Source organism: Pseudomonas marincola (assembly GCF_900116605.1).
In the GTDB taxonomy this organism is placed as follows: domain Bacteria; phylum Pseudomonadota; class Gammaproteobacteria; order Pseudomonadales; family Pseudomonadaceae; genus Aquipseudomonas; species Aquipseudomonas marincola.
In genome coordinates this window covers 46,911-71,611 of the sequence record NZ_FPBC01000004.1, presented here as the reverse complement: position 1 = coordinate 71,611, position 24,701 = coordinate 46,911, and the positions used below count along the sequence as shown (strand labels likewise).

Below are 24,701 nucleotides of genomic sequence, written 5' to 3'. Positions count from 1 at the left end.
GACGGGTTTTTTATGACTGCTGCAGAGGAGCTCCAATGGTTTTCGTTCAGCGCGATGGGCACAACAGAATTATCCGGGTTGATGGCGAGCCTTTCAGCGCCATGACACAACCCATGCAAGAGGATGACCCGGAGGTAATAGCATTCCGAGCGAGCAACTCACTGAGTGATCGCTTGCTGGATCTGCAGCGCTCCGACCTCGAAATGGTGCGGGTAGTTGAAGACTTGGTGACCGTATTGGTCAGCAAGGGTGTGATCCGCTACACCGACTTGCCCGAAGCCGCTCGCAGAAAACTCAGCATGCGCGAAGAAACCCGGGCCAAACTGAATGACCTCACCGGCCTGCTGGGCAGCGACGAAGAGCATTTCCCCTAGTCACAGCTTGCAGTAACAGTGCGTTTGCGCAGCCGTATGGGCTCACGGCTGGGCAAACGCACCTGATCTTTTAATCCTCCGGCCACGGCGCGGGCGCACCGATCAGGCGACCCATCGCGCCATCAATGCCCAACTCTTTCAGCGCGGCCAGTTCACCCTCGGTTTCAACCATCTCGGCGATCAATGGCAAGTCGATGCTATTCGAGGCGCGGAACAATGCTTCGATGAACAGGCGTTTATCCGCTTCCTGGTCGATTGAACGGATGTAGCTGCCATCAATCTTCAGATAATCGAGGCCCAGATGCGTGAGGTTGCCGATAAGGCTGAAACGCCCCCCGAAGTGTTGCAGGCCCAGCTTGTAACCGGTTTCGCGGATGCGCAGGCTTAGCGTTTCCAACTCGGCGGCGGGGGGCAGATAACGCTCATCCAGTTCCAGCGTCATCAGTGCGCCGTGCTGCGGATGCTCTTTGAGTACTTTAATGAGCTGCGCAAAGCTTTCCTCGTCGCGCAACGTCGCAGCGGCCAAACTCAGCGCCAGCGGCAGCGGATGTTTGGTCAGATGCTCAAGGCTGTGCTCGAGCATTGCCAGGTCGAAGCGAGCCGCCCAGCCCAAACGGTCAATCCAGGGCAAGAAACGGCCCGCTGCAATCGCCTCGCCTTGTGGGTCGAGCAAGCGCGCCAGTACCTTTTGGTGCATGACCTGAGTCGTGTCGTCGCAAGGCGCCACGGGTTGGAAGTAGAGCTGGAGTTTGCCCTCATTGAGCGCTGCATCAATCCAGTTGCGCCACTCATGCAGGCCTTGCTCGGGGGCAACATTAAAGTCGTCCAGCCGCGCCCAGCACTGTTCCGGATTGCTCTGCGCTTGCGCCAAAGCCTGATCGGCACGGCCAATCACGTCACGCACCTCCTCGCCGGGACGGAATGCGGCAATGCCGATATGGGCAACCGGTTTACAGTCACTGGCGCCGGTCTGGCGCAAGCTTTCGAGTTGCTCGCTGAGTTCCTGAGCCAACCGGTCGCAATCTTCTGCACTCAGGCCGGGCGCAAGCAGCGTGAATTCCCCGCCACGGCTGCGCGAGGCCAGCCAGCCCGTGGAGTTTCTGTTCTCGATGTCACGGGACAATTGAATGCCGATACTTTTAATCAACGCATCGGTCTTCTGGCCGCCCAAGCGCTGGTTGAGCCCGCCGAGATCATTGACCCGCAAGAACATCAGATAACCGTCAGTGTTCTGCTCGTTGGCTGACAGTTGATTGGCCAGGCGAATATCAAACAGGCGGCGATTGGCCAGGCCCGTGAGGCTGTCCTGATACGCCTCTTCGCGTAACTTCTCACTGCGCGCTGCTTCTTCGGCAAACAGGGTTTTGAGCTTTTCGACCATCTGGTTCATGGCCAGCACCACACGCTTGAGTTCCGGCGTGCGCGGCACCTTTTGCAGGCTCATGAATTCACGTCGGGTAATGGCTTCGGCCTGCTGCACCATGTTGTCGAGCGGGCGCAATTGTGAGCGCAACAGCCAGCCGCCAAGCAAGGCACTGACAATTCCGCAGCCGAGCAACCAGAGCAGGCTGCCGATGGCGCTGTCCCAGAGTTTATTGATGGCAAACTGCGGATGGCTGAGTACCTCGACCCGCGCCGCCTGTTCCCAGCCGCGCATGATCAATGCATCGCCCGGCTGAGGTTGCAGATCAACCATGTCGACAAACCAGCCCGGCACATTCTCGGGCGTGGTGGTGGTGCGCCGCTCTACGATGGTCTTGTTGTCGGCGATGTTGACCACACGGATCTGCGCGAAATAGCCGCTGTCGAAAATCGAGCTGACCATCAACTCAATCATCGCCGGATCATCGACATGCGGAGTCATCGACAGGCCAAGGGCCGTGGCGGCGTCTTGCGCATGCGAGCGTAACTGGCTGAGCAACTGCTCGCGGGAACTCTCCATGCTGCTGATGAAACTGCCGGTAAACGCAACAATCAAAAACAGGCAGATGGCGATGAATAGCTGTTTGAGTAAGGACATTAAATTCTCCTAGCCTTCGCCTATGGCGAATCCTTCCGCGCGCATTTTTTTAAGCAAGTCCTGCCAGCGCGATAGTTTCTTGGTGTCGCTCTTACGCGTGTTGGAACCCGCCACATACAGGCCTTCTGCGTTGAAGGCATATACCGGAAGCAAGTCTTTGCGTTGTGAGGCGGGGCGTATTTGGCCAATCAGGTTGTCCAGCACCAACGGCTCGCTGGTGGGCGTTGCGTAGTAGGTGAGAACCATGTGCGCCTGATTCTGGCGCAGGGCTTTTACGTAGGTGATGCGTAGCTTTTCCGCGGGCATGCCGAGGCGGCGCAAGGTGAAATACTTGGCGATCGAGTAGTCTTCGCAATCGCCCGCACCTTTGACCAGAGACTCGACCGGCGTGGCCCAATAATCGGCCTGACGCCAGTTGCGCTGATCATCGCTGAAGCGCAACTGCTTGTTGAAAAAGCCATTTACGACCTTGAGTTTTTCCGTGTCGGGCAGGTCGGTGCTGGCGTTGATCAGGCTGTCCCAACTCTTGATCCGCTGCTCTGCAACGCCGAGATTGCCGTAGCGGCCTTCGGCGTTCTTGAGGATCAGGGCAAAGTCCCAGTTTGCCATCGCAGCGGCATAGGCCAGGAGCAGGCTTGCGCCTATCCATAGCTGGCCTCGCACCCGGCGGCCTGGCACTTTGTGCATGAAGAGTTTCCCTACGTTTGATCCTGGCAAGTCTAGGCACTGTTGTGCCGGTTCGCAGGCGCGCAAGGCGATTATTTACAGGGATTTAGAGCGCTAAAGGCTGGCGCGGGTTTTCTGCCGCAGAATGTAGAGGGTTACCAGTACCGCGCTGGTGAGCATGAAGGTGCGCGCCCAGAACAGCGGCACCAGATAACAAGAAAAACCAATGCTCAGCCACATCAGGCCAATGGCGTAGATTTTACCCTTGAGCGGAATGCCCTCGCCGTCGAGATAGTCGCGAATCCACGGGCCGAGGTGCGGGTGGCTGGTCAGCCATAAATAGAAGCGCTCTGAGCTGCGCATGAAACAGGCAGCGGCGAGCAGCAGGAAGGGCGTGGTCGGCAGCACCGGCAGGAATATGCCGATGACCCCAAGCGCTACGCTAAGCCAGCCAATGGCCAGCAGAGCGTAACGAATCAGCGGATTACGATTGAGCTTGGGCGCCTGCGCCATCGTGGCGATCAGTGATGGCGGGGTTTGAGCAGGGCTGGCTTCTCATCGGGGGCGTTGCACAGCAGGAACAGGGCGGTCAGCAGTTCCGGGATTTGCTCGGCCATGCTATCGACCAGGTCGCGGTCCTGAGCCATTTCGTCGAATTCAGGCTGCTCGTCGAACAGGCCGGAAGCGACCATGATTGGCAGCAGCAACTCGCTGACTTCATCTTCCGAGTCTTCAAACCAGACCGACTCACGCAGGAATACGCCTTCCATGAAACCGATGCACCAGCCGCGCAGCTCGGATTCGTCCGGGTCGTCGCCAAGGTCAAGATCGCACGGCATTTCAGGCTCATCGTCACTCGCCAACTGACGGGCGATGTGCGCGCGCAACTGGATCAGCGTGGATTCGATTTCTTCACGCTCGGCATCGTCGCGATATTGCGGCGTCTCTGAGAACAGGGCGTCGATCCATTCGCGCTCCGGAACAAGCTCCGGGCAAATGGAGATTGCCGTGAGGTAACCATGAGCTGCGACGTAGTCCAGAGCTTCTTCATGCAGATCATCGGCATCGAGGAAGGCTTGCAGGCGGGACAGTTGCTCGGCGAAGGACATCGGGGGGCTACCTTGAAGAAGTAAACGAGGCTGAATTCTAGTCTACAGCGGACGCTGCGGCCATAGGCGCGGATCAATGTGCACGTGATTACAGATCAAAAACCAGCTGGCGACTCACATGAGTATAATGCGCGGTTAGATTTGGAGGCCTTTGATGCTTGAAAACGCGCAGCGCATATTAAAAGACGTATTTGGCTATGACAGCTTTCGGGGCCGCCAGGCTGCGATTATCGAGCGAGTAGCCAATGGCGGCGACGCGCTGGTGCTGATGCCGACCGGCGGCGGCAAGTCGCTGTGCTTTCAGGTGCCTGCGCTGCTGCGCGAAGGCCTCGCCGTGGTGGTTTCGCCGCTGATTGCGTTGATGGACGATCAGGTCGCAACGCTCGATGAGCTGGGTGTTGCCGCCGTTGCATTGAACTCGACACTGAGTGCCGATCAGCAGCGCGATATTGCCGAGCGCATTCGCCGGCGTGAAATCAAGATGCTTTATCTGGCGCCTGAGCGTCTGGTGCAGCCGCGCATGTTGAGCTTCCTGCAGCGCCTGGATATTGCCCTGTTTGCCATCGACGAGGCGCATTGCGTGTCGCAATGGGGCCACGATTTTCGGCCGGAATACCTGCAACTGGGCCAGTTGGCCGAGTTGTTTCCCGAGGTGCCGCGTATTGCCCTTACGGCAACTGCCGACATGCGCACCCGCGAAGAGATCATCGAGCGCTTGCATTTACAGCGCGCCGAGCGCTTTCTTTCAAGTTTTGACCGGCCCAACATTTTTTACCGGATCGTGCCCAAAGAGCAGCCGCGCAAGCAGCTGTTGGGATTTTTGAGCGCGCGTAAAGGTGACGCCGGTATCGTCTATTGCCTGTCGCGTAAAAAGGTCGATGAAGTGGCCGCGTTCCTGTCTGAGCAGGGTTTTCCGGCGTTGCCTTATCACGCCGGATTGCCCAGTGAGTTGCGCGCCTACCACCAAAAACGCTTCCTTAATGAGGAAGGCTTGATCATGGTCGCGACCATCGCATTCGGCATGGGCATCGACAAACCCAACGTGCGCTTTGTCGCCCACCTCGATTTGCCCAAGTCGCTGGAAGCCTACTATCAGGAAACCGGCCGCGCCGGTCGTGATGGTTTACCCGCCGATGCGTGGATGGCTTACGGCCTGCAGGACGTGTTGCTGCTCAAGCAAATGCTCAACAACTCCGAAGGCGATGAGCGGCACAAGCGTGTCGAGCAACACAAGCTCGATGCGATGCTCGCCCTGTGCGAGGAAACCCGTTGCCGGCGTCAGGCGCTGCTGGCCTATTTTGACGAAATTCTCGAAAAGCCCTGCGGGCATTGCGATAACTGCACCGATGGTGTTCAGACCTGGGATGCGACAGAGCCCGCGCGCCAGGCGTTGTCAGCCATTTATCGCAGTGGTCAGCGTTATGGCGTCGGCCATTTGGTCGACATGCTGCTGGGGCGCGATAACGAGCGGATGCGCAAGGAAGGCCATCAGCACTTGTCGGTGTTTGGTGTGGGCAAGGCGCTCAGCGAAGGCGAGTGGCGCTCGCTGTTCCGCCAATTGGTCGCACGCGGGCTGGCTGACGTAGACCTTGAAGGCTACGGCGGGCTGCGGTTGTCCGAGAGTTGCCGGCCATTGTTGCGCGGTGAGGTCAATTTGCAGCTGCGCCGCGATCTGAAGCCGCAGCAGAGTGCCAAGGCTTCAAGCAGTGCCGCCAGCCAGCTGGTGCGTGGTGATGAGCGTGAGCAGTGGGAAGCGTTGCGCGCCTTGCGCCGCAAACTGGCGGAAGAGCACGGCGTGCCGCCTTATGTCATCTTCCCGGATGCGACGCTGCTGGAAATGCTGCGCAGCAAACCGAGCACTCTGCCGGAAATGGCGCAGGTCAGTGGCGTTGGCGCGCGTAAGCTTGAGCGTTATGGCGAGGCGTTCCTGCAAGTGCTGGGCGGCGGTGAAGAGGCGCCGAGAGCAGTTGTCGATTTGCGGCACGAGTTGATCAGCCTGGCTTGCGCCGGGATGACGCCGGCCCAGATTGCCAATCAGTTGCAGTGTTCACAGAAAAACGTTTACAGCATGTTGGCCGATGCATTGGCCGCTCAGCAGATTTCGCTGGATCAGGCGCTCGACTTGCCGGAAGACCTGCTGCTCGAGATTCAGGACGCGTTCCTCGATGGCGAGGGCGAGTTACCGGCGGTCTCAGAGGTGTCGGAGCAATTTGCCAAGCGGGTGGATGAGGGCGTTTTGTATTGCGTGCGTGCGGCCTTGCAAGCGGAGTTTCAGCTCTAGGCCATTGGCCCCTTACATACAAACTAATAATTGACGCCAGTATCGCGTCTTGTGGCTAGTGGCTCCGGGCCACTAGACTGCTGGCTGGAGATACATATGCCGAGGGAATTGTGGCTTCTGAAGAGATTGGTCTGGACGACGTCCTGCACAGTCCGTACACCCAGCAATTGGTTGCAGGCTTTCGCATGCTGCGTTTTTCGCCCGTGCTCGAGGGCGAATACCGCCAGTACCTGTTAGAGGAAAGCGTCGATCTCAAGCGCGTTGCACTCTTTCTGGGCATCATCTTGTGGACCAGCTTTACCGTTCTCGATATTGCCCTCGCTGCGCCGGGCAATCTGTGGGCGACGCTGTTACTGCGCATGGCAGTGCTGAGCCCGCTGCTGTTGAGTGTCTGGTTGGTGCATACGCGAACCCGTCTGCCGTTACTGCAGGTGATGTCGCATGTGTGCATCCTCTCGCTGGGCATTGGCGGAATCATGATCATTGGCAATGCCCATCAATCACAGCCCAATTTCCCCTATGAAGGCTTGTTTCTGGTGTGCATGGCGGCCTATTTTCTGGTCGGTTTCAGGCTCATCGAGGCCTTGGTGTGCTCGACCATCATCATGCTCGTCTACCTGTTTGTTGAACTCTGGGTGCAGCTGCCAACGCACCAGTTGATCAACAATTTCGTGTTTATGGCCAACGCCAATCTGATCGGCGCGGTGGGTTGCTACCTGCTGGAATTCAAATCACGCGAACACTTCCTGACCAAGCGAGTGCTGAGCTTGCAGGCCGAGCAGGACAGCCTTACCGGGCTGGACAACCGGCGCAGTCTTGGGCGTATCTTCACGCGGTTGTGGCGACAGGCCAGGCGCGAGTCCTATCCGATCAGCATGCTTTTGTGTGATTTGGACTTCTTCAAGCAATACAACGACTCCTATGGGCACCAGGCTGGCGATGAGGTGCTGGTGCGGGTGGCGTCGATTCTCAATGAATTGGCACGCCGGCCACTCGATGTTGCGGTGCGTTTTGGTGGCGAGGAGTTTGTGCTGATTTACTACAATCTCAACGAAGCAGAGGCGGTGCAACGGGCTGAATTGCTTTGCCACACCTTGCGCCGCGTCAACATAGAACACGGCACGTCCGCCGCAACCTCGCGGGTGAGTGTTTCGATCGGGGTGGCGATGATCCAGCCACATTTGAATGAACACTTCAGCGACCTCTACAAGCGCGCCGATGATGCCTTGTACAAGGCCAAGGAGCAGGGGCGAAACCGGGTTGTTTGCAGTTGCCCATGCTGAAGACGTTGAGACGCCAGCACCGCTTGTAAAATACTGTTTGATTCAGAGGCTTGCGCACTTTAGAGGGTTATGATTAGCTTGCTAATAATTGCTATTTCATACTTATAAGAGTTGCTACCGATGTCGTTGTCTGATCAACACCGTTTTGCCATGCAGGTTGCCCAGTTATCCCGCTCCTGGCGGGCTGAGCTCGATCGCCGATTGGCCGGGCTTGGCTTGTCGCAGGCGCGCTGGCTGGTTTTATTGCACCTGGCCCGCTTTGATGAGCTGCCGACCCAGCGCCAGCTTGCGCAAAGCGTGGGCGTTGAAGGCCCAACCCTGGCCCGTCTGCTGGACGGTCTTGAGGCGCAGGGACTTGTCAGTCGTCAGGCAGTTCCGGAAGATCGCCGCGCCAAGAAAATCGCCCTGAGCCCTCAAGCCCAGCCGCTGATTACTGAAATTGAAGCCATTTCCACTCAACTGCGTCTTGAACTGTTCTCGGGCATCAGTGAAGAAGACCTCAGCTGCTGTCAGCGCGTGCACGCACAGATTCTGAGTAATCTGGAAAAGCGGTGAGTCTGCAAAGTCTCGATGCGTTGCATGAGCGTTACGGCAAGCACTATCCCCGTTGGCTTTTAAGCCTGTTGATGATCAGCACCATGGCGATGGTGCTGGCATCGACCAGCATAAACGTTGCCTTACCGGCACTCATGCACGACCTGGATATCGGCCGGCCACTGGCGCAGTGGTTGTCTACCGGTTTTCTAGCCGCCATGACCGCCGGTTTGTTACTAAGCGCCTGGTCATTGGGCCGGTTTGGTGCGCGGCGGACCTCGCAATTTGGCCTGTTGGTCTTCATTCTTTCATCTTTATTGGCTCTGATCAGTGACTCGGCCTGGCAACTGATTGCCTTGCGCATTGTTCAGGGGCTCTGCGCCGGGATCATCCAGCCACTGGCCATGGTTCTGATTTTTCGGGTGTATGCCGGTGCCGGCAGGGGCATGGCGCTGGGCATTTATGGGCTGGGCATCATGCTGGCGCCCACCGTGGGCCCGACAGTCGGCGGCTATCTCACTGATGTTTTTGGCTGGGTGGCGGTCTTCTGGTTGCCGCTGCCGCTGTGCTTCATCGGGCTGTTGGGTGCGGGCTGGCTGATGCCTAACACGCGTGAAGCGCAGCCGCCCACGTGCGATGTATGGGCCTTCATGCTGTTATGCGTGGCGCTTTTTGCGTTGCTGGGTGCGCTGGCGGAAGCGCAACGCTTCGTCTGGAGTGAGCCGCGTGTTTATGTGCCGGGGCTGATTGGCGGCTTGGCGTTGCTGGGTTTTGTTCAGCGTTGTCGAAAACAGGCGCGGCCATTACTGCCGGTGCAACTGTGGCGTTACAGGGGTTACCGCAACGCTTGCTGGGTGGCCGTTACGCTGGGCGTCGGGCTTTACGGTTCCACCTATCTGATTCCCTTGTACCTGCAAACCGTCGAAGGCTATAGCGCCGGGCGTGCCGGCTTGTTGCTGCTGCCGACGGGGGCAGTGCTCGGGTTGGCCTCGTTTGCCGGCGGCTGGTTGAGCGACCGGATCAGCGCAGCGGTGCTGTTGGTGACAGGGTTGCTGTTGTTTGCCGTGTCGAGCGCCGCCTTCGGTGTGCTTGCCAGCGGTACTTCCTTTGCCGTGTTGTGCTTCTGGGCGTGTGTCGGGCGTATCGGTTTCGGCCTCATTCTGCCGGCCTTGAATACCGGTGCGCTGGATATTCTTAACCCGCAAGAACTGGCGCAGGGCGCGGGAACCATCACCTTTATGCGGCAGTTGGGTGGCGCATTCGGGGTGAATCTACTGACCTTCTTTGTTGAATGGCGACATGCAGCCGGTGGCGGCGATGCACTGGCTGAGGCGACGGCTTTTCAACAGAGCTTCGTAGTGTTGGCAGCGGTATTCGCACTTACCGTACTGGCCGCGATGAAAGTTCAAGTGTCGAGTCGATAACTCAACAAAAGTCCTGTAATTACCTATGAATTAACGCTAATTAGTGATTGCTGGCGATATGCCTTGTCTGCGAGTTTGTCTATACTGAGACCCAGTTCACGCGGCTGTGAACTCGATAAAACAAGGGGTGCACGGAAGCGCATCCCAACAAAAAAATGTATTCACCGCTCTAAGTCGTAGTTCTCAGGATGAGCAAGCCCAGTGGGTAATAGCGATGGAGTTTTGAGCGGGGCAGAGGGAGGCACGGATGATTCAAGTTCGCCATTTATTAATTGGCCTTGCGTCCAGTTCAGCGTTTTATTCAGGATTCACACCGGCGTTGGGGCTGGGTGAGATAAGCCTGCACTCTGCATTGAATCAGCCACTGAATGCAGACATTCAGTTGCATGACGTCAGGGACCTGACGTCGGCCGAATTCAAAATCAAATTGGCATCGACCGATGTCTTTGATCGCGCAGGTGTTGAGCGCTTCATCTTCCTCAATGACTTGCGATTTACGCCAGTACTCAAAGGCAATAACAGCATCATCCGGGTGACATCCAGTCAGCCTGTTCGCGAACCCTATCTGAATTTTATCGTTGAGGTCTCAAGGCCCAACGGTCAATTGCTGCGTGAGTACACCGTGCTGCTCGATCCGCCGGGTACATCGGCATATCGCAGCACAGCCTCTGTTCCCGCCGCACCCAATTATGCCCCTCGTCCTGTTGCCAAAGTAAACACGACACCGGTATTCAAAGCACCGCCGGTAATGCCGAGCACCGAGCTGGGCAAACAGTACACGGTGGCCAGTGGCGACAGCTTGTGGAAAATTGCCGGCAAAATGCGCGGAGCCGACGGCGATATCAATCAACATACGTTGATGCGCGATATTTTTGCCCTCAACCCGCAAGCGTTTAGTAACGGTAATCCGGATCGTTTGATTGCCGGTGCCAATCTGACTCTGCCTGACCGCGTTAGCGTGCCGGGCAGCAATAACAGCCCGGCGCCTGAACAGAATCTCGCTGAAAGCGATGCGAATGGCCAATCTTCGGCAGGCGCACCTGTGGCAGACACCTCTGCGGCAGGCATTCCTGCGGCAGGCGTACCTGTGGCAGGCACCCCTGCGGCAGACGAATCTTCTATTGCAGAGCCGGCGTTAACAAATGCCACTGCAGACACAGCCGCCGCTGATACTGCCCCTGCACAAACCCCGGCCGCCGGCACTAACAGCGCTGCCGATCAAGCGTCGCTGGCTTCGGCTGATACGATAGGTGCGCAAGGTGAGCAACCAGTGGTTGCAACTGATGCGGATGTGAGTATCGAGCAATTGGCTGCGCAGCAGAATCGGGTCGAGCAGGAGCTGGCCAATCGTTCTGAAGAAAACCTGCAAATGCAGCAAGGTCTGGCTGATCTGCAAGTTCAGTTGGAACAGTTGCAAGCGCAAGTGCTCGATAAGGATGAGCAGTTGGCTGCCTTGCAAGCACAGCTGAGCGCCAAAAATGCCGTAAGTGCTACCCAGACCAGTTGGTTCTCGCAGAATAATCTGCTGTACACCGGGCTGGGTGGGCTTTTATTGCTGTTGCTGGCCGCATTCGGCTGGTCGCGGCGCAAACCAACCGAGCCGGTAACGGTGGTCAACGCCAGTACGCAGGCAGTCGATCCTCTGGAAAGCTCAGCGCCGCAACTGCGTCCAGTCGCGGCAGTGAGCAATGCTCCGGAGGCGAAACTCGATCCGCTGGAAGGTGCCAATCTGTATATCGCTTACGGGCGTCTGCCCGAGGCTGAATCCGCCTTGCGTCAAGCTTTGGATGAGGAGCCGCAGCGCACCGATTTACGCTTCCGCCTGCTGGAAGTGTTGGCCCAGATGGGCAGCGCAAAGGCCTTTGCAGCAGAAGAAGCCATCTTGCGCGGCAAGGGCTTTGATGCCGAACGCATCGATGCGCTGAAAGCCGGCATGACCCCTGAGCCTGAGTTTGAAGATGTGCTGGACGTGGACTTGGTTGCGCCTTTGCCGGTAGAGGATAAAGCCGCGCCTGTTGAGCAGGTCGATAACTTCAAGCTCAACCTGGATGAATTGTCGCTCGACGATGACTGGGATCAGATCAGCCCGTTCGATGACAAGCCGGCAGACAAGCCGACTGCCGGGAAGAAACCAGCGGCGGACAGCGATTTCTCCATGGGTTTGGATGCACGCAGCCCATTCGCCGAGCCAATGCTGGTCGAAGAGGATGACTGGTTAGAGACGCCGACAGGTGAGCAGGGTTTTGAGTTGGATGAAGAGATCAACTTTGACGATCTGCTCGATGCCGATACCCAGCCAACCAATGTTGCCAAACTCAATCAGGCGCTGGCCTATATAGAGCAAGGCAGTTTCGACAGTGCCTGCGATATTCTTCGTGAGTTGATCCACGGTGGTGATGAGCTGGTGAAGAAAGAAGCTCGCGCTTTGCTTGATAAAATTGCCTGACCCCGCCTCAAGGCTGTGCAGCTCCCCGCTGCGCAGCCTTGATGATTAGCCGCTTTGTACGGCTATTTCGACAGACCGCAGATGCGTTATCCTGACGTTTTTGCCGGTGCCTGAATCATGTCTCCAGCCAAACCCGAAGTTGTCATTACCTACTGCACGCAGTGTCAGTGGCTGCTGCGCGCCGCGTGGCTGGCGCAGGAGTTGCTTTCGACATTCAGTGATGAATTGGCAAGGGTCAGTCTTGAGCCGGCTACGGGCGGTACGTTTCGGATCACCTGTAATGGCGTGCTGATCTGGGAGCGCAAGGTCGATGGCGGATTTCCTGAGGCCAAGGTGCTCAAGCAACGCGTGCGCGATGTCATCGACCCAGCGCGGGATCTGGGCCATAACGACCGCTAAGTGTTGCGCGGGACAAGTGCTTAGCGGGTTCCTTTAGCGGGCCATTCGCGCCGAGGCAAAAATTGCCAGAATGATCAGTGCGCCGCCAATACACATGCGCAGTGTCGGTTGCTCGGCGAACAACAGCCAGGCAAATGCGATGCCGTAAACCGGCTCCATGGCGAAGATCACCGCTGTGGTGCGCGCCTTCAATACACGCAGGCTGGCAACAAACAGGCTGTGCGCAAGGCCGGTGCAAAATATGCCGAGCATGGCCAGCCAGAACCAACTGATCGCGCTGAGGTTAGGCAGTTGCTGCCAGGTAAAGGGCAGCAGGCAGATGAGAACCGTGAAGTTCTGATACAGCGCGGCCTTGACCGGGTCCAGGCCTTTGGTACTTGCCCGGTTCAGCAGTGACAACAGCGCAAACAGCAGGCCTGAAAGTACCGCCCAAAGCAGCCCCTCGGTTGCCTGATTGGCAAGGTCGAAGCTGGGTGTTACCAGTGCCAGACCGACACACACCAGCGCGACCATGAGAAATTCGCTGGGCCGCGTGCGCTCCCTGAACAGAATACCTTCGAGCAATACGGTAAATGCCGGGAAGCTGGCAAAGCCCAGCGTTGCAATCGCCACGCCGGAGACATTGACCGCCTGAAAAAAACTCACCCAATGCCCGCCCAGCAGTAGCCCGCCAAGCGCGAGCAGACCGAGTTGTCTGAGTGAGGGATGTTGCCCGCGAGACTGTTTGAACAGTTGTGCAAACAGAGCCAGCGCCAGCACGGCAAAAATTGCCCGCCCGGAACTGATTGCCATTGGCGTGGTGCTGGCTAACTTACCGAAAATGCCCGACAAACCGAAGAGCAGGGCGCCCAGATGAATCGCCCACAATGCCTTGCGCTCGTTCATGCCAGTCGTGCGCCATTTGCCAGTGGCCTGTCGAATCCGGCAAGCACGACGCGTTGTTGATCGTCATACACGCCAGTCACTAAAACTTCGGAGCGAACTCCGGCGACCCGTTTGGCGGCGAAGTTACACACGCACAAAACCTGACGGCCGATAAGCTGGTCGGCTTGATAGTGCGCGGTAATTTGCGCGCTGGAAGTCTTGATGCCCAAATCGCCCAGATCAACCTGCAGCACGAAGGCGGGCTTGAGGGCTTTGCTATTTGGCTGCGCCGAGATGATGGTGCCGACCCGCAATTCGATCCGTTGAAAATCTTCCCACTGTATTTCCTGCATAACGCCTCCAGCCTCAAGTGGCTCTAGTGTAGGTGGCGGGGCGTGGGATTGTCTGTCGCGAAAGTCGCGCGGTTTGTCGCGTTACTCGCGCAGGCGGCGTAATTGTCGGGGCGTCATGCCGCAGTGGCGCGAGAGGGCGGCGGTGAAGGCGCTTTGCGAGCTGTAACCGGTTTGTTCGGCCACTTCATGCACCGCCAACTGGGTGCTGATGAGTAATTGGCGACCCTGTTGCAGACGCCGTTGGCGTACAAAATCCATCGGCGTGATGCTGTTTTCGGCGAGAAAACGTGCATGAAAGCGCGCCGTTGATAAGCCGCTGATGCGCGCCAGATCATGAACTTGCAGCGGGTGCGCAAGATGCTGGTCGATGTAGGCGGTGATTGCCGCCATGGGCAAGCCGTGCGGCTCGCTGCGCACCTCGGCAGTCAGGCTGGCCAGCAGCAAGATGGTGCCTTGCTCGGCAATCAGCGGATCGTTGATCGGGCTGTTGGCCAGCCAATTGATCAACTGACCCTGGCGTGCGCTGAGGGCGCAGGTGCGGTTCTGTTCGAGCAAGCTGCGACTGGCATCAGCATGCCTGCCAAGGCGTTCTGTCAGCCAGGACTCTGAGGGCACATCAAGGACCAGGCAATCACTGCCTTGCGGGCTGCCACACGCATGTACAGCGCTGGGCGGAATCACGGCCATCATTTGCGGCGCCATCAGGCTCTCTTGTCCGGCGACTTCGAGTTGCAGGTCGCCGCGCAGGGCAAACACCACTTGCGAGTGCTCGTGGCTGTGGCTGAGCAACTCCTGATCGTAATGACGCAGTGTGAGTAGGGGCATGAACAACTCTCTCGGCAGAAGCGCCAGTTTATCAGGGCTGTAGTGCCGTTGGGCGGTTTTGCGCCAGCCTTGAGCTGCATGTAACCAATTTGCCATATGAGCTTCATATTCAGGTCATAGCGACCACTCAAGCTCAGGAAAACCCGCCCGGAGGTTGTCCATGAGCAGTGCTCAGATGATAAAACCCAGCCGCAAACAACGCGTCCGCACTCTGTGGATTTCTGATGTGCACCTTGGCACACGAGATTGTCAGGCCGAACATCTGGCCGCCTTCCTGAAACGCTATGAAGCCGACAAGATTTATCTGGTCGGCGACATCATTGATGGCTGGAAATTGCGCGGGGGCATCTATTGGCCGCAGGCGCACACCAACGTGATTCGTCGCCTGTTGACCATGAGCAAGCGCGGTACCGAGGTGATTTATGTCACCGGTAACCACGACGAGTTTCTGCGCGGTTATACCAGCCTGATGCTGGGCAATATCCAATTGGTAGATGAAGCTGAACACATCACCGCCGACGGCCGTCGCTTGTTGGTAATTCACGGCGATCAGTTTGATGTGATCACCCGCTATCACCGCTGGTTGGCGTTTTTGGGTGATTCAGCCTATGAGTTCACGCTCACTCTTAACCGCTGGTTGAATCACTGGCGGCGCCGGTATGGCTACGGTTACTGGTCACTCTCGGCGTATCTCAAGCACAAGGTCAAAAGCGCCGTCAGTTTTATCAGCGACTTCGAAGAGGCAATTGCCCACGAGTGTGTAAAGCGCGGGTTTAACGGCGTGGTTTGCGGGCATATTCACCATGCGGAAATTCGCCCGATGGGTGACGTCGAATACATGAACTGTGGCGACTGGGTCGAGTCCTGCTCGGCGTTGATCGAGCATATCGACGGCCATATCGAGCTATATCGCCTGGCTGAAGATCAGCAGCAACAGGCTGATTTGCACAAGCCGGCCAGCGCTGCCAGCACGCCAGAGGCCGGTACGGTGACGCCGAAAAGTGAGCCTGCTGCATGCGATTGATGATTGTGACCGATGCCTGGGCGCCGCAGGTAAATGGTGTTGTTACCAGTATTGCCGCGCTGATTGGCGAGTTGCGCGCGCTGGGCCACGAGGTCGAGGTATTGGCGCCGGATCGATTTCGCTCGGTGCCTTGCCCGACCTATCCGGAAATTCCACTGGTGTGGAATATTTGGCAGGTAGGTGCCGCTATTCGTCAGTATCAGCCTGACTGCGTCCATCTGGCCACGGAAGGTCCACTGGGCTGGGCTGCCAGACGCTGGCTGATCAGGCACAACATGGCGTTCTCCAGCGCCATTCATACGCGCTTTCCCGAATACATCAGTACGCGATACCGCTGGGTGCCGCTGAGCTGGGGTTACGCCTACCTGTGCGCATTTCACCGGCCCAGCAGGGCGGTGCTGGTGACCACCGAACGGATGCGGGATGCGTTCAAACAACGGGGCTTGCAGCGTTTACAACTGTGGCGCAAAGGCGTGCAGGGCGATGTGTTCACCCCCGCTAACAACGCTGCAAAGGCGCATGACCGAGCGGTGCAGTTTCTGTATGTCGGGCGCATTGCCCCGGAGAAAAACCTGCAAGCGTTCCTCGAGCTGGATCTGCCCGGCAGCAAGCATGTGGTTGGCGACGGCCCGCAGCGTGCGGCGTTCGCGCAGCAGTATCCGCAGGTAAAATTCCACGGTTATTTAAGCGGTGAGGCGTTGGCAGAGGCGTACCGGCAGGCCAGCGTTCTGGTGTTTCCCTCACTCACCGACACTTACGGGCTGGTGATGCTGGAAGCACTGGCTTGCGGCACACCGGTGGCGGCCTTTGCTGTGCCGGGGCCGCTGGATGTGTTGGAGCAGGGCGTGACTGGGGTGATGGATACGGATTTGCGGCGGGCGTGTCTGGCTGCGCTCAAACTTGATCGCAAGGTCTGCGCCGAGCATGCTGCGCGCCAGTCCTGGCGTGCATCGGCGCTGGAGTTTCTTGAGCAACAACCGCTACTCGATGGCGGCCGTTGTGGCTTGCAACTGGCTGGGGCGACGCCAAATTAAGCCTTGTGCTTACATGATGACTTTGTCGCGTAGCTTCTCGGCGGCTTGTTGCAGGGCGTAGATCACCCGTTCTTTGTCGAAATTCTGGATGCCATTGGTGTCCAGATACATCGAAAAACCGGGGATCTCATGTTCGACATAGCTGGACGTCGCGCCCAAGTCCCGGCGGAAGTCGACCACCTGATATATCTGCACCGGGCGGGTAAAGCCCTTGACGCTGATCTGGCCCTTGTCGCAGCACATGATCACGTCTTTAACCAGTGAATAGGTTTCGTGCGAGATCAGAATCTCGCCAGACTCGGCCGCACTTTCAAGGCGGCTGGCAAGGTTCACGTCGCGGCCGATAATGGTGTAATCCATGCGCGTGTCGGCGCCAAAGTTGCCCACCGTGCAGTAGCCGGTATTCAGGCCCATGCGGATTTCCAGTGGTTTGGTGATGCCCTGCGAACGCCATTGCTGGCGCAGTACCTTCATGACTTTGCGCATGGCAATGGCCATGGATACGGCTGCTACCGCGTCTTTCTTTGCGCCCTGGCTCGCCGGGTCGCCAAAGAACACCATAACGCTGTCGCCGATGAACTTGTCGATGGTGCCGCCGTACTTGAGGCAGATTTTCGACATTTCGTTGAGGTAGTTGTTAAGCAGGTCGGTCAGTGCTTCGGCCTCAAGCTCTTCGGACAGCTCGGTAAAGCCTTTGATGTCGGAAAAGAATACCGTCAATTTTTTCCGCTGGGTTTCCAGTCGAACGGTTTTCTTGCCGCTGAATATCGATTCCCAGACTTGAGGTGACAGATATTTGGCTAGGTTGCGTGCCAGTCGCGCGGCTTTTTCCTGCTCGCGTTTGATTTCGCAGCGCACGGCATCCAGGCGCAAACTCTGTTGATGCATGAAATAGCCGGTGATGCAGATGAATACGATGGTTGTGCCAATACTGGCCAATGCCAACAATGGCGGCGTATCGAGGTTGATCTGCGGGCTGATCGCCGCTGAAGTCAGCACGGTGCCGATGATTGTCGAGAGCACGGCGACTGCGCCGGTGCGCAAACCATCCGAGACCAATGCGCCGAACGTTACGGCGAGCAAGGCCATGAGGCTGGGCACGGGCGAGAAGCCCATGAACGCGATCGCAATGCCGCAGTGCAGGCCGTCGATGCCGAGCATAATGGCGTTACTGGTGTGGGGTTTATTCTGCTTGAGACGTTTCGACAGGTGTTGCGCGAGGTGCGGATAGAGCAACGCGTACGGCACTATCCAGACATTCTCGAAGGCGAGATGCTGGCAATAAGTGCCGACTGCAACGCTGGCCGCGATGATCAGATAAGCAATAACCCGCGAGTAATACTCCCGCATTGTTGCATCGGAAGCCGCGTTGTTTCGACTGGGGGGCGTGGCATTCATGCTGGAAGGGTTGTTCCCTGATAATTTTCTGACGTCTCTCACGGACGCCTATTCCCCTGCAAGGGCTGGGCCAGTCTTGCAGAGGTGGCGGGATCATAACCAAGGCATGCGGTGTCGCCAAGTGGCAATTGAGCTGTTTGGCTGCACGGGACAACGAATTATTCAGTGGCCTCCATCGCCGCTTTGTAGATCGAGTTTTTCGGTTTGGCGAAGACCCGGCGCAACATTGGCTCGAAGAACGTCAGCGGCAGGCTCTCAAACTCGGGATCAAAAGCAGCGCCATCGTACTTGGCACAAAACTCGATGGTGGCGTGGTATTGCGGGTGATCCTTGAATTGCTCGCGCAGGTGGCGATCCATCCCCAGATGATGGAAGAAGTAATAACCCTGAAAAATCCCGTGGTTGGCCACCATCCACAGGTTCTCGGCACTCACAAACGGCTTGAGTATGGCCGCGGCGATATCCGGGTGATTGTAGGAGCCGAGCGTATCGCCAATGTCGTGCAGCAGCGCGCAGATCACATACTCTTCATCGCGACCATCCTGATGGGCCCGTGTAGCCGTTTGCAGCGAGTGTTGCAGGCGGTCGATCGGGAATCCGCCGAAATCACCATCCAAAAGCTTCAGGTGGGTCAGGATGCGGTCTGGCAGATGGGCGGCGAAGGCGGTGAAGTCTTTGGCGATAATGGCCCAGTCGTCCGCAGTGCCTTGGTCCATGTGCGTGAAAGTGGCTTGAGCGCTCATTGAGTCGGTCTCCTCGGTGTGCTGATTGTTATTAGAATTTGATGCGCCCGGTGAAGGCATCCTTGAGCATTACCCAGTCGCCCATCAGCGAATAGAACGGGTAATCGAAGGTCGCCGGACGATTTTTCTCAAACACGAAGTGGCCGAGCCAGGCGAAACCATAACCGGCCAGCGGAACGGCCAGCAGCCATAGCCATTGTTGGGATGCCAGCGCGTAAGCAAGGATGCACAACACCAGCAAACTGCCGACATAATGCAGGCGACGGCAGGTCGGATTACTGTGCTCTTGCAGGTAGTAAGGATAAAACTCGGCAAAGCTTTGAAAACGTGATTCGGCAGGTCGGGTCATGGCGGTTCTCCGCTTATTATTGGCTATTCGCAGCGTGCCTGATGCGCGGCGGCAGTGTCACTTTGGGTTTTCGCAGTGTAGGTTGAGTGGCTCGCGCAGCCAGTGACAATAAGTGCCAGTTTAGTATCCTTCTCATTCAAACCGACCGGATTGGTCATAGCTGAATCTAATAAGAAACCACCATGAGTGAACGTACGACTTCATCGAATTGGGCTTTGGGCATCGTGCAGGCGCTTGAAATGGGCGGTGTCGATTGCCGGGCGATCTTCCCGGAACTGGGTCTCGACTACCGCGACCTGGAAAACCCCGATGCGCGCTTTGCTCAGGACGACATGACGCGGCTGTGGCAGCGGGCTGTGGCAATTTCCGGCAATCCGGCGATTGGTTTGAACATGGCTAAAGTGATCCGCCCAGCCTCGTTTCATGTGGTCGGCTACGCGTTGATGTCGAGTGCCAGCCTCAAGGAAGGGTTGGCGCGTCTGGTGCGTTATCAGCGAATCATCGCCGAAGGCGCCGATCTGAGCTTTACGCAAACGGCCAAGGGCTATGAGCTGGTATTGGCGATTCATGGCGATCGCCTGCCGCCAGCCCGGCAAAGTGCTGAGGCTTCGATGGCCTATGCGCTGGCGTTTTGCCGCTGGATCAGCGGGCGCATGATCCAGCCACGGCAGGTGTTGTTCCAAGGCTCGCCGCCGGACGATATCGAACCTTTCCAACAGGTGTTTCAGGCGCCGTTGAGTTTCAACTCCAGCCACTATGCACTGCTGTTTGAGCCTGCCGACATGGAGGCGCCGTTACCGACCGCGAATCATTCACTGGCGCAACTGCATGACCGTTTTGCAGGTGAGTACCTGACCCGCTTCTCTGAGAGCCGTGTCACGCATCAAACCCGACAAGTGCTTTGCCGGCTGCTTCCCCAAGGCGAGCCGAAGCGTGAACGGGTGGCGCAGACGCTGCTGGTTTCCCAGCGCACCTTGCAGCGCAGGTTGCAGGAGGAGGGCACCAGCTTTCAGCAATTGCTCGACGATACGCGCCGTGAACTGGCCGAGCAGTACTTGCAGCAGCCTTCGCTGACGCTGCTGGAAGCCTCGTATTTGTTAGGTTTTGCCGATCCGAGTAATTTCTTCCGGGCATTTCGACGCTGGTTCGGGGTAACGCCGAGCGATTACCGCGCTGCCCACCTGCAAGGTATAAAGGCCGACAAAGCCAGCGATTAATCCACGTGCTCAGTGACGCCAGAAGGTCGGCACGAACAGGATCAGCACCGTCAGAATTTCCAGGCGGCCGAGCAGCATGCCGGTGGTGAGAATCCACTTGGCGGTGTCTGGCAGGCTTGAGAAGTTACCGGCCGGGCCAATGATTTCGCCCATGCCCGGCCCCACGCCAGAGAGCGTGCTCGCCGCGCCGCTGAGTGCGGTAATCCAGTCCAACCCGCACAGCGTCAGCCCGAGCGCGAGTACCGCGATGGTGCTGGTGTAGACGAAGGCGAAGGTCAGGATCGAACGGACAATGTCTTCATCGAGGCGGTGGTTGTTGTAGCGCTGCTTGATCACGGCGCGCGGGTGCACCAGTTGCAGCAAGTTGGCTTTGAGCAGGCTGTACGCCACCTGAAAACGGAAAATTTTCAGGCCGCCAGCGGTAGAGCCCGAACAGCCGCCAACAAAGCCGATGTAGAAGAACAGCATGCCGGCAAATCCGCCCCACAGCGTGTAGTCGCCCAAGGCGAAGCCGGTGGTCGAGATTATCGATGTGGTGTTGACCGCCACATGGCGCACGGCCTCGAGCCAGTGCAGCTGGGTGGTGAGTGCGTACCACGAGCCCAGTACCAACCAGATCAGCAGCAGAATTCCGATAAAGCCGCGCACCTGCTGGTCGTGCAACAAGGCTTTGTAGTTGCCGCGCAGCACCGACACGTACAGCACGAATGGCAGGCTGCCGAGAATCATCAGCACCACTGCAACCCAGTGAATGGCCGGCTGCGACCAGTTGCCGAGTGAGCGGTCCGAGGTCGAGAATCCGCCAGTGGCGATAGCGGACATGGTGTGGTTGATCGAGTCGAACAAGCCCATGCCGGCCAGCCAGAACGCCAGGACACCGATCAGGCTCAGGCCGACGTAGGCCAACACCATGAACTTGGCCACCATGTGTGAGCGCGGCAGGATTTTTTCACTGCGGTCAGACGATTCGGTCTGGAACAGACGCATGCCACCGATGCGCAACATGGGCAGAATGGCCACCGCCATACCGATAAAACCCATGCCGCCGAGCCAGTGCAGCAACGAGCGCCAGATCAAGATGCCCTGCGACATTTCATCCAGGCCGCTGAGCACCGTGGCGCCAGTCGCGGTGATGCCGCTCATGCTTTCAAAGAAGGCGTCGGTGTAACTCATTTTCTGCGCGAGTACGAATGGCACAGAGGCAAAAACGCCGACCACCAACCAACTCGAAACGGTCAGCAGGTACATGTCGCGGGGGCGCAGATTGACGCCTTCTGGCCGGCCTCTGGCAATCAGCGCAAGGCCGGCAATCAGGCAGCAGATGCTCGACCAGAGAAAGCCGCCCATCTCGTTCGTGCGCTCGTATATCAGCAGGGTGATTACGGGCACCAGCATGCTGATGGCCAGGGTAATCAGAAAGATACCGTTGATGAATCCGATGATTCTCAGCGTCGGCCCTGACATGTTAATGCGCTACCCGTGTTGTCTTAGTCGCCAAGGCATTGCCCGACGTGGCTGCATTAAATAGTGCGCAAATATTGGCCACCGGGTTAGTGCCTCCAGAACGCGCGGGTGACCAGAACAAACACCGTGAGGATTTCCAGGCGCCCGAGCAGCATGCCGATGGTCAGCAGCCATTTGGCCGAGTCCGGCAGGCTGGCGAAGTTACCGGCTGGGCCAATAATCGGTCCCAGGCCCGGGCCAACGTTACATACCGCGGTGGCGGCGCCGGTCAATGCGGTGACCCAGTCCAAGCCGATCAGCGCCAGACCGAGGGCGATGATGCCGATGGTGATGGTGAAGAAGAACGAGAAAGTAATCAGTGAGCGAACGATGTCTTCGTCGAGGTTGTGGTTGTTGTATTGCTGTTTGATCACCGCTCGCGGGTGCACCAGCTGCTGCAAGTTGGCACGCAGCAATACATAAGCCACCTGAAAACGGAAGATTTTCAGGCCGCCCGAGGTGGAGCCGGAGCAGGCGCCCATAAAGGTCAGATAGAAAAACAGCATCATCGAGAAGCTGCCCCACAAGGTGTAGTCGCCAAGGGCGAAACCGGTGGTGGTGACAACGGAGGTGACGTTTACCGCGACAATGCGCACGGCGGTGAACCAGCTGTAATCGGAGTGCAGCCACAGCCAGGTGCCGAATACCATCCAGGTCACCAGCAAGAAACCCAGAAACCCGCGCACCTGATGATCCTTGAACAGGGCCTGACGATTTCCACGCAACGTGGCGACGTACAGGGTGAACGGCAGGCCGCCGCAAATCATCATCATCACCGACACCCAATGCACGGCGGGTTGTTCCCAATGCGCGAGGGATGAGTCGGACGTCGAATAACCGCCGGTTGAAATCGAGGTCATCGAATGGTTGATGGCATCAAACGGGGTCATGCCGGCGGCCCAGAAAGAGGCGAAGCCGATCACGGTGAGACCCACATATACCAGCAGAATGTACTTGGCGGCCATGTGCGAGCGCGGCATGACTTTCTCGCCCCAGTCCGATGATTCGGTTTGGAACAGGCGCATGCCACCGACGCGCAGCAGCGGCAAAATTGCCACGGCCATGCCGATAAAGCCGATGCCGCCCAGCCACTGCAGCATCGAGCGCCAGATCAACAGCCCCGGAGAAGCTGTATCCAGCCCGGTAATCACGGTAGAGCCCGTGGTGGTGATGCCCGACATGGTCTCGAAAAAGGCATCGGTGTAGCTGATGTGGTGAATCTGCACCATTGGCAACGCAGCAAATACGCACACCACCAGCCAGCTGCCGGTGGTTAACAGGTACATGTCGCGGGGGCGTAGATGAGCGTTTTCGGGGCGGCCCGGAATTACCAGGGCTAAACCTGCGATTGCGGTGATAAGGCTCGACCACAAGAACGGATCGAGATCGCCAGTGCGGTCGTAAATCAATAATGTCAGCACGGGAATAACCATGCTGAGTGACAACGTAAGAAGGAAGATGCCGAGGATGAAACCGATAATTCTTAGCGTCGGCAGGGCCATTTAATTGGGCTCGATTTGGGTACGGTGTGGAGTATGGCAAAAGGCGCCATTTTACTCACCTGTTGTGTGCTGTAAACCAACCTTAAAACGTCGCTTTACAATTTAACGGCGCTGCATAGAATAGCCGCCAGGTGCCGGCCCTTGCCGGTTTCTGAGCCCATTAAATCATGTCTAACGCTAATCCTTGTTTAACGTGCGGCGCCTGCTGCGCGTATTTTCGTGTGTCTTTCTTTTGGGGTGAGTGCCAGTCGGCTGGCGGCACCGTGCCGGATGATCAGGTGGTCCTGATTACCCCGCACCGGGTTGCCATGCGCGGCACTGAGTACAAACCAGCCCGTTGCAACTCGTTGATGGGTGAGGTCGGTGAAGGTGTGCGCTGCACGCTGTATGAAAACCGTTCCTCACCGTGTCGTGAGTTTGAAGCGTCCTGGGCCAATGGTGAACACAACCCTCGTTGTGATGATGCCCGCGCAGCCTATGGCATGCCGCCATTAACGCCGCCGGTACAACCGATGATCTCTCCCGAGCGCGTCGCATAAAGCCTCGCAGCCCCACACTTTCTGCATTTGCAGATGCTGTGGGCGCCGCTCAACTGCCCGTGACACCTTGACTATGCATGCCTGCTCGGACAGAGGCGTGCAGCGTCAGTGCGTGCAAGGACTACAGTTGGCAGTGCGTATGATGATTTAATGCAGCCAGTCGGTGACTGCAGCGCTGCTGTATTGTCGTGCCTGAATGTTTTACCTGTAGTTGGAGGTTTTCAATGGATGCACTGGATGCACTGCTTAACCGCGTTTCGGCGCCACGTTTGACCGAGCCGGGGCCTACGGCTGAGCAGCGCGAGCTGATGTTCAAGGCCGCGTTGCGCGCGCCCGATCACGGCCAGTTGCGGCCCTGGCGTTTCCTGACCATTGAGGATCAGGCGCGTGAGCAGCTCGGCGAGTTGTTTGTGCAGGCTTTGCTGGCGGGTGCTGAAGTTTCGACGCAGGCAGCGCTGGACAAGGCGCGGGCGATGCCGCTGCGTGCACCCTTGATGATTGTGGTCATTGCGGTGGTTCAGGATCACTACAAGGTGCCGGCGCAGGAGCAGGTGCTTGCCGCCGGTTGTGCTGCTCATGCAATTGAACTGGCCGCATACGCGCAAGGTGTTGGCGTGGTCTGGCGTACCGGCGACATGGCGTACAACTCAACCGTTGCCGCTGGGCTCGGGTTGGCGAGCCATGAGCAGATTGTCGGGTATCTGTATCTGGGCACGCCTGAGCGTGAATTGCGCACGCCGGCGCCGCTTGAGTGCGCTGACTTTGTGACGTCGTGGTCGGCCAAGTCGCAGGCTGAGTAATCGCCGCGACTTGA

24 protein-coding genes are annotated in these 24,701 nt (G+C 57.8%); 12 read left to right on the top strand and 12 right to left on the bottom strand.

Going from position 1 to position 24,701, the window contains the following annotated elements:
- The first annotated feature begins 35 nt into the window (after positions 1 to 35).
- Complete coding sequence (locus tag BM395_RS08210; RefSeq protein WP_069901843.1) at positions 36 to 374, top strand: tryptophan synthase subunit beta; 339 nt, start codon at positions 36 to 38, stop codon at positions 372 to 374.
- Positions 375 to 444: 70 nt separating this feature from the next.
- Here BM395_RS08210 and lapD read toward each other — a convergent pair whose 3' ends face one another.
- The 4 genes from lapD to BM395_RS08190 all read right to left on the bottom strand — a co-directional run bounded on the left by lapD (position 445) and on the right by BM395_RS08190 (position 4,169).
- Positions 445 to 2,394 (bottom strand): cyclic di-GMP receptor LapD, encoded by a 1,950-nt coding sequence (lapD, locus tag BM395_RS08205; protein ID WP_090510485.1) that lies wholly within the window; start codon positions 2,392 to 2,394, stop codon positions 445 to 447.
- A 9-nt stretch (positions 2,395 to 2,403) separates the two neighbouring features.
- Positions 2,404 to 3,081, bottom strand: coding sequence for a cysteine protease LapG (gene lapG / locus BM395_RS08200; RefSeq protein ID WP_090510482.1), 678 nt, complete (start codon positions 3,079 to 3,081; stop codon positions 2,404 to 2,406).
- Between the two features lie 93 nt (positions 3,082 to 3,174).
- The gene (locus BM395_RS08195) at positions 3,175 to 3,573 is read right to left on the bottom strand and encodes a YbaN family protein (protein WP_090510480.1); all 399 of its coding nucleotides are present in this window, start codon (positions 3,571 to 3,573) and stop codon (positions 3,175 to 3,177) included.
- Between the two features lie 8 nt (positions 3,574 to 3,581).
- The gene (locus BM395_RS08190) at positions 3,582 to 4,169 is read right to left on the bottom strand and encodes a UPF0149 family protein (RefSeq protein WP_069901847.1); all 588 of its coding nucleotides are present in this window, start codon (positions 4,167 to 4,169) and stop codon (positions 3,582 to 3,584) included.
- Between the two features lie 154 nt (positions 4,170 to 4,323).
- Between BM395_RS08190 and recQ the strand changes: the two genes are divergently transcribed.
- The 6 genes from recQ (at position 4,324) to BM395_RS08160 (ending at position 12,536) form a co-directional block, all read left to right on the top strand.
- Positions 4,324 to 6,450, top strand: a complete 2,127-nt coding sequence (recQ, locus tag BM395_RS08185; protein ID WP_090510477.1) for a DNA helicase RecQ — start codon at positions 4,324 to 4,326, stop codon at positions 6,448 to 6,450.
- Between the two features lie 110 nt (positions 6,451 to 6,560).
- Positions 6,561 to 7,733: a GGDEF domain-containing protein gene (locus tag BM395_RS08180; protein ID WP_244528953.1), complete on the top strand. Its 1,173-nt coding sequence runs from the start codon at positions 6,561 to 6,563 to the stop codon at positions 7,731 to 7,733.
- Between the two features lie 120 nt (positions 7,734 to 7,853).
- Positions 7,854 to 8,288 carry a MarR family transcriptional regulator gene (locus BM395_RS08175; RefSeq protein ID WP_090510476.1) on the top strand — a complete coding sequence of 145 codons (435 nt, stop codon included), beginning with the start codon at positions 7,854 to 7,856 and terminating at the stop codon, positions 8,286 to 8,288.
- The gene (locus tag BM395_RS08170) at positions 8,285 to 9,691 is read left to right on the top strand and encodes a DHA2 family efflux MFS transporter permease subunit (RefSeq protein WP_244528952.1); all 1,407 of its coding nucleotides are present in this window, start codon (positions 8,285 to 8,287) and stop codon (positions 9,689 to 9,691) included. The genes BM395_RS08175 and BM395_RS08170 overlap by 4 nt, the downstream gene beginning before the upstream one ends.
- A gap of 247 nt (positions 9,692 to 9,938) precedes the next feature.
- Complete coding sequence (locus BM395_RS08165) at positions 9,939 to 12,137, top strand: FimV/HubP family polar landmark protein (RefSeq protein WP_090510473.1); 2,199 nt, start codon at positions 9,939 to 9,941, stop codon at positions 12,135 to 12,137.
- Positions 12,138 to 12,254: 117 nt separating this feature from the next.
- Positions 12,255 to 12,536 carry an Rdx family protein gene (locus tag BM395_RS08160; RefSeq protein WP_090510471.1) on the top strand — a complete coding sequence of 94 codons (282 nt, stop codon included), beginning with the start codon at positions 12,255 to 12,257 and terminating at the stop codon, positions 12,534 to 12,536.
- A 33-nt stretch (positions 12,537 to 12,569) separates the two neighbouring features.
- Here BM395_RS08160 and BM395_RS08155 read toward each other — a convergent pair whose 3' ends face one another.
- From BM395_RS08155 to BM395_RS08145, 3 genes are all read right to left on the bottom strand, one after another.
- A complete protein-coding gene (locus BM395_RS08155; protein WP_069901852.1) occupies positions 12,570 to 13,421 on the bottom strand; it encodes a DMT family transporter in 852 nt (283 codons plus the stop codon).
- Positions 13,418 to 13,753 (bottom strand): tRNA-binding protein, encoded by a 336-nt coding sequence (locus BM395_RS08150; protein ID WP_090510470.1) that lies wholly within the window; start codon positions 13,751 to 13,753, stop codon positions 13,418 to 13,420. Before BM395_RS08150 ends, BM395_RS08155 begins: the two co-directional genes overlap by 4 nt.
- A gap of 81 nt (positions 13,754 to 13,834) precedes the next feature.
- On the bottom strand, positions 13,835 to 14,578 hold the full coding sequence (locus BM395_RS08145) for an AraC family transcriptional regulator (RefSeq protein ID WP_090511008.1): 744 nt from the start codon (positions 14,576 to 14,578) through the stop codon (positions 13,835 to 13,837).
- Between the two features lie 160 nt (positions 14,579 to 14,738).
- Here BM395_RS08145 and BM395_RS08140 point away from each other — a divergent pair, with 160 nt between their 5' ends.
- On the top strand, positions 14,739 to 15,602 hold the full coding sequence (locus BM395_RS08140) for a UDP-2,3-diacylglucosamine diphosphatase (protein WP_244528951.1): 864 nt from the start codon (positions 14,739 to 14,741) through the stop codon (positions 15,600 to 15,602).
- Complete coding sequence (locus BM395_RS08135; protein WP_090510468.1) at positions 15,593 to 16,636, top strand: glycosyltransferase family 4 protein; 1,044 nt, start codon at positions 15,593 to 15,595, stop codon at positions 16,634 to 16,636. The genes BM395_RS08140 and BM395_RS08135 overlap by 10 nt, the downstream gene beginning before the upstream one ends.
- Before the next feature lie 9 nt (positions 16,637 to 16,645).
- Here BM395_RS08135 and BM395_RS08130 read toward each other — a convergent pair whose 3' ends face one another.
- The 3 genes from BM395_RS08130 to BM395_RS08120 all read right to left on the bottom strand — a co-directional run bounded on the left by BM395_RS08130 (position 16,646) and on the right by BM395_RS08120 (position 19,126).
- Complete coding sequence (locus BM395_RS08130) at positions 16,646 to 17,986, bottom strand: adenylate/guanylate cyclase domain-containing protein (RefSeq protein WP_418889746.1); 1,341 nt, start codon at positions 17,984 to 17,986, stop codon at positions 16,646 to 16,648.
- Between the two features lie 206 nt (positions 17,987 to 18,192).
- A complete protein-coding gene (locus tag BM395_RS08125; RefSeq protein WP_090510461.1) occupies positions 18,193 to 18,777 on the bottom strand; it encodes an HD domain-containing protein in 585 nt (194 codons plus the stop codon).
- A gap of 31 nt (positions 18,778 to 18,808) precedes the next feature.
- Entirely contained in the window at positions 18,809 to 19,126 is a 318-nt protein-coding gene (locus BM395_RS08120) for an Mpo1-like protein (protein WP_069901858.1), read from the bottom strand.
- A 182-nt stretch (positions 19,127 to 19,308) separates the two neighbouring features.
- Between BM395_RS08120 and BM395_RS08115 the strand changes: the two genes are divergently transcribed.
- Entirely contained in the window at positions 19,309 to 20,343 is a 1,035-nt protein-coding gene (locus BM395_RS08115) for an AraC family transcriptional regulator (protein WP_090510459.1), read from the top strand.
- A gap of 9 nt (positions 20,344 to 20,352) precedes the next feature.
- Here the strand turns inward: BM395_RS08115 and BM395_RS08110 are convergent, their stop codons facing one another.
- A complete protein-coding gene (locus BM395_RS08110) occupies positions 20,353 to 21,807 on the bottom strand; it encodes a TrkH family potassium uptake protein (RefSeq protein WP_090510457.1) in 1,455 nt (484 codons plus the stop codon).
- 86 nt (positions 21,808 to 21,893) lie between these two features.
- Positions 21,894 to 23,348, bottom strand: coding sequence for a TrkH family potassium uptake protein (locus tag BM395_RS08105; protein ID WP_069901861.1), 1,455 nt, complete (start codon positions 23,346 to 23,348; stop codon positions 21,894 to 21,896).
- 167 nt (positions 23,349 to 23,515) lie between these two features.
- Here BM395_RS08105 and BM395_RS08100 point away from each other — a divergent pair, with 167 nt between their 5' ends.
- Positions 23,516 to 23,887, top strand: a complete 372-nt coding sequence (locus BM395_RS08100) for a YkgJ family cysteine cluster protein (RefSeq protein ID WP_069901862.1) — start codon at positions 23,516 to 23,518, stop codon at positions 23,885 to 23,887.
- Positions 23,888 to 24,111: 224 nt separating this feature from the next.
- Positions 24,112 to 24,687 carry an NAD(P)H nitroreductase gene (locus tag BM395_RS08095; protein WP_090510456.1) on the top strand — a complete coding sequence of 192 codons (576 nt, stop codon included), beginning with the start codon at positions 24,112 to 24,114 and terminating at the stop codon, positions 24,685 to 24,687.
- Positions 24,688 to 24,701: the final 14 nt, after the last annotated feature.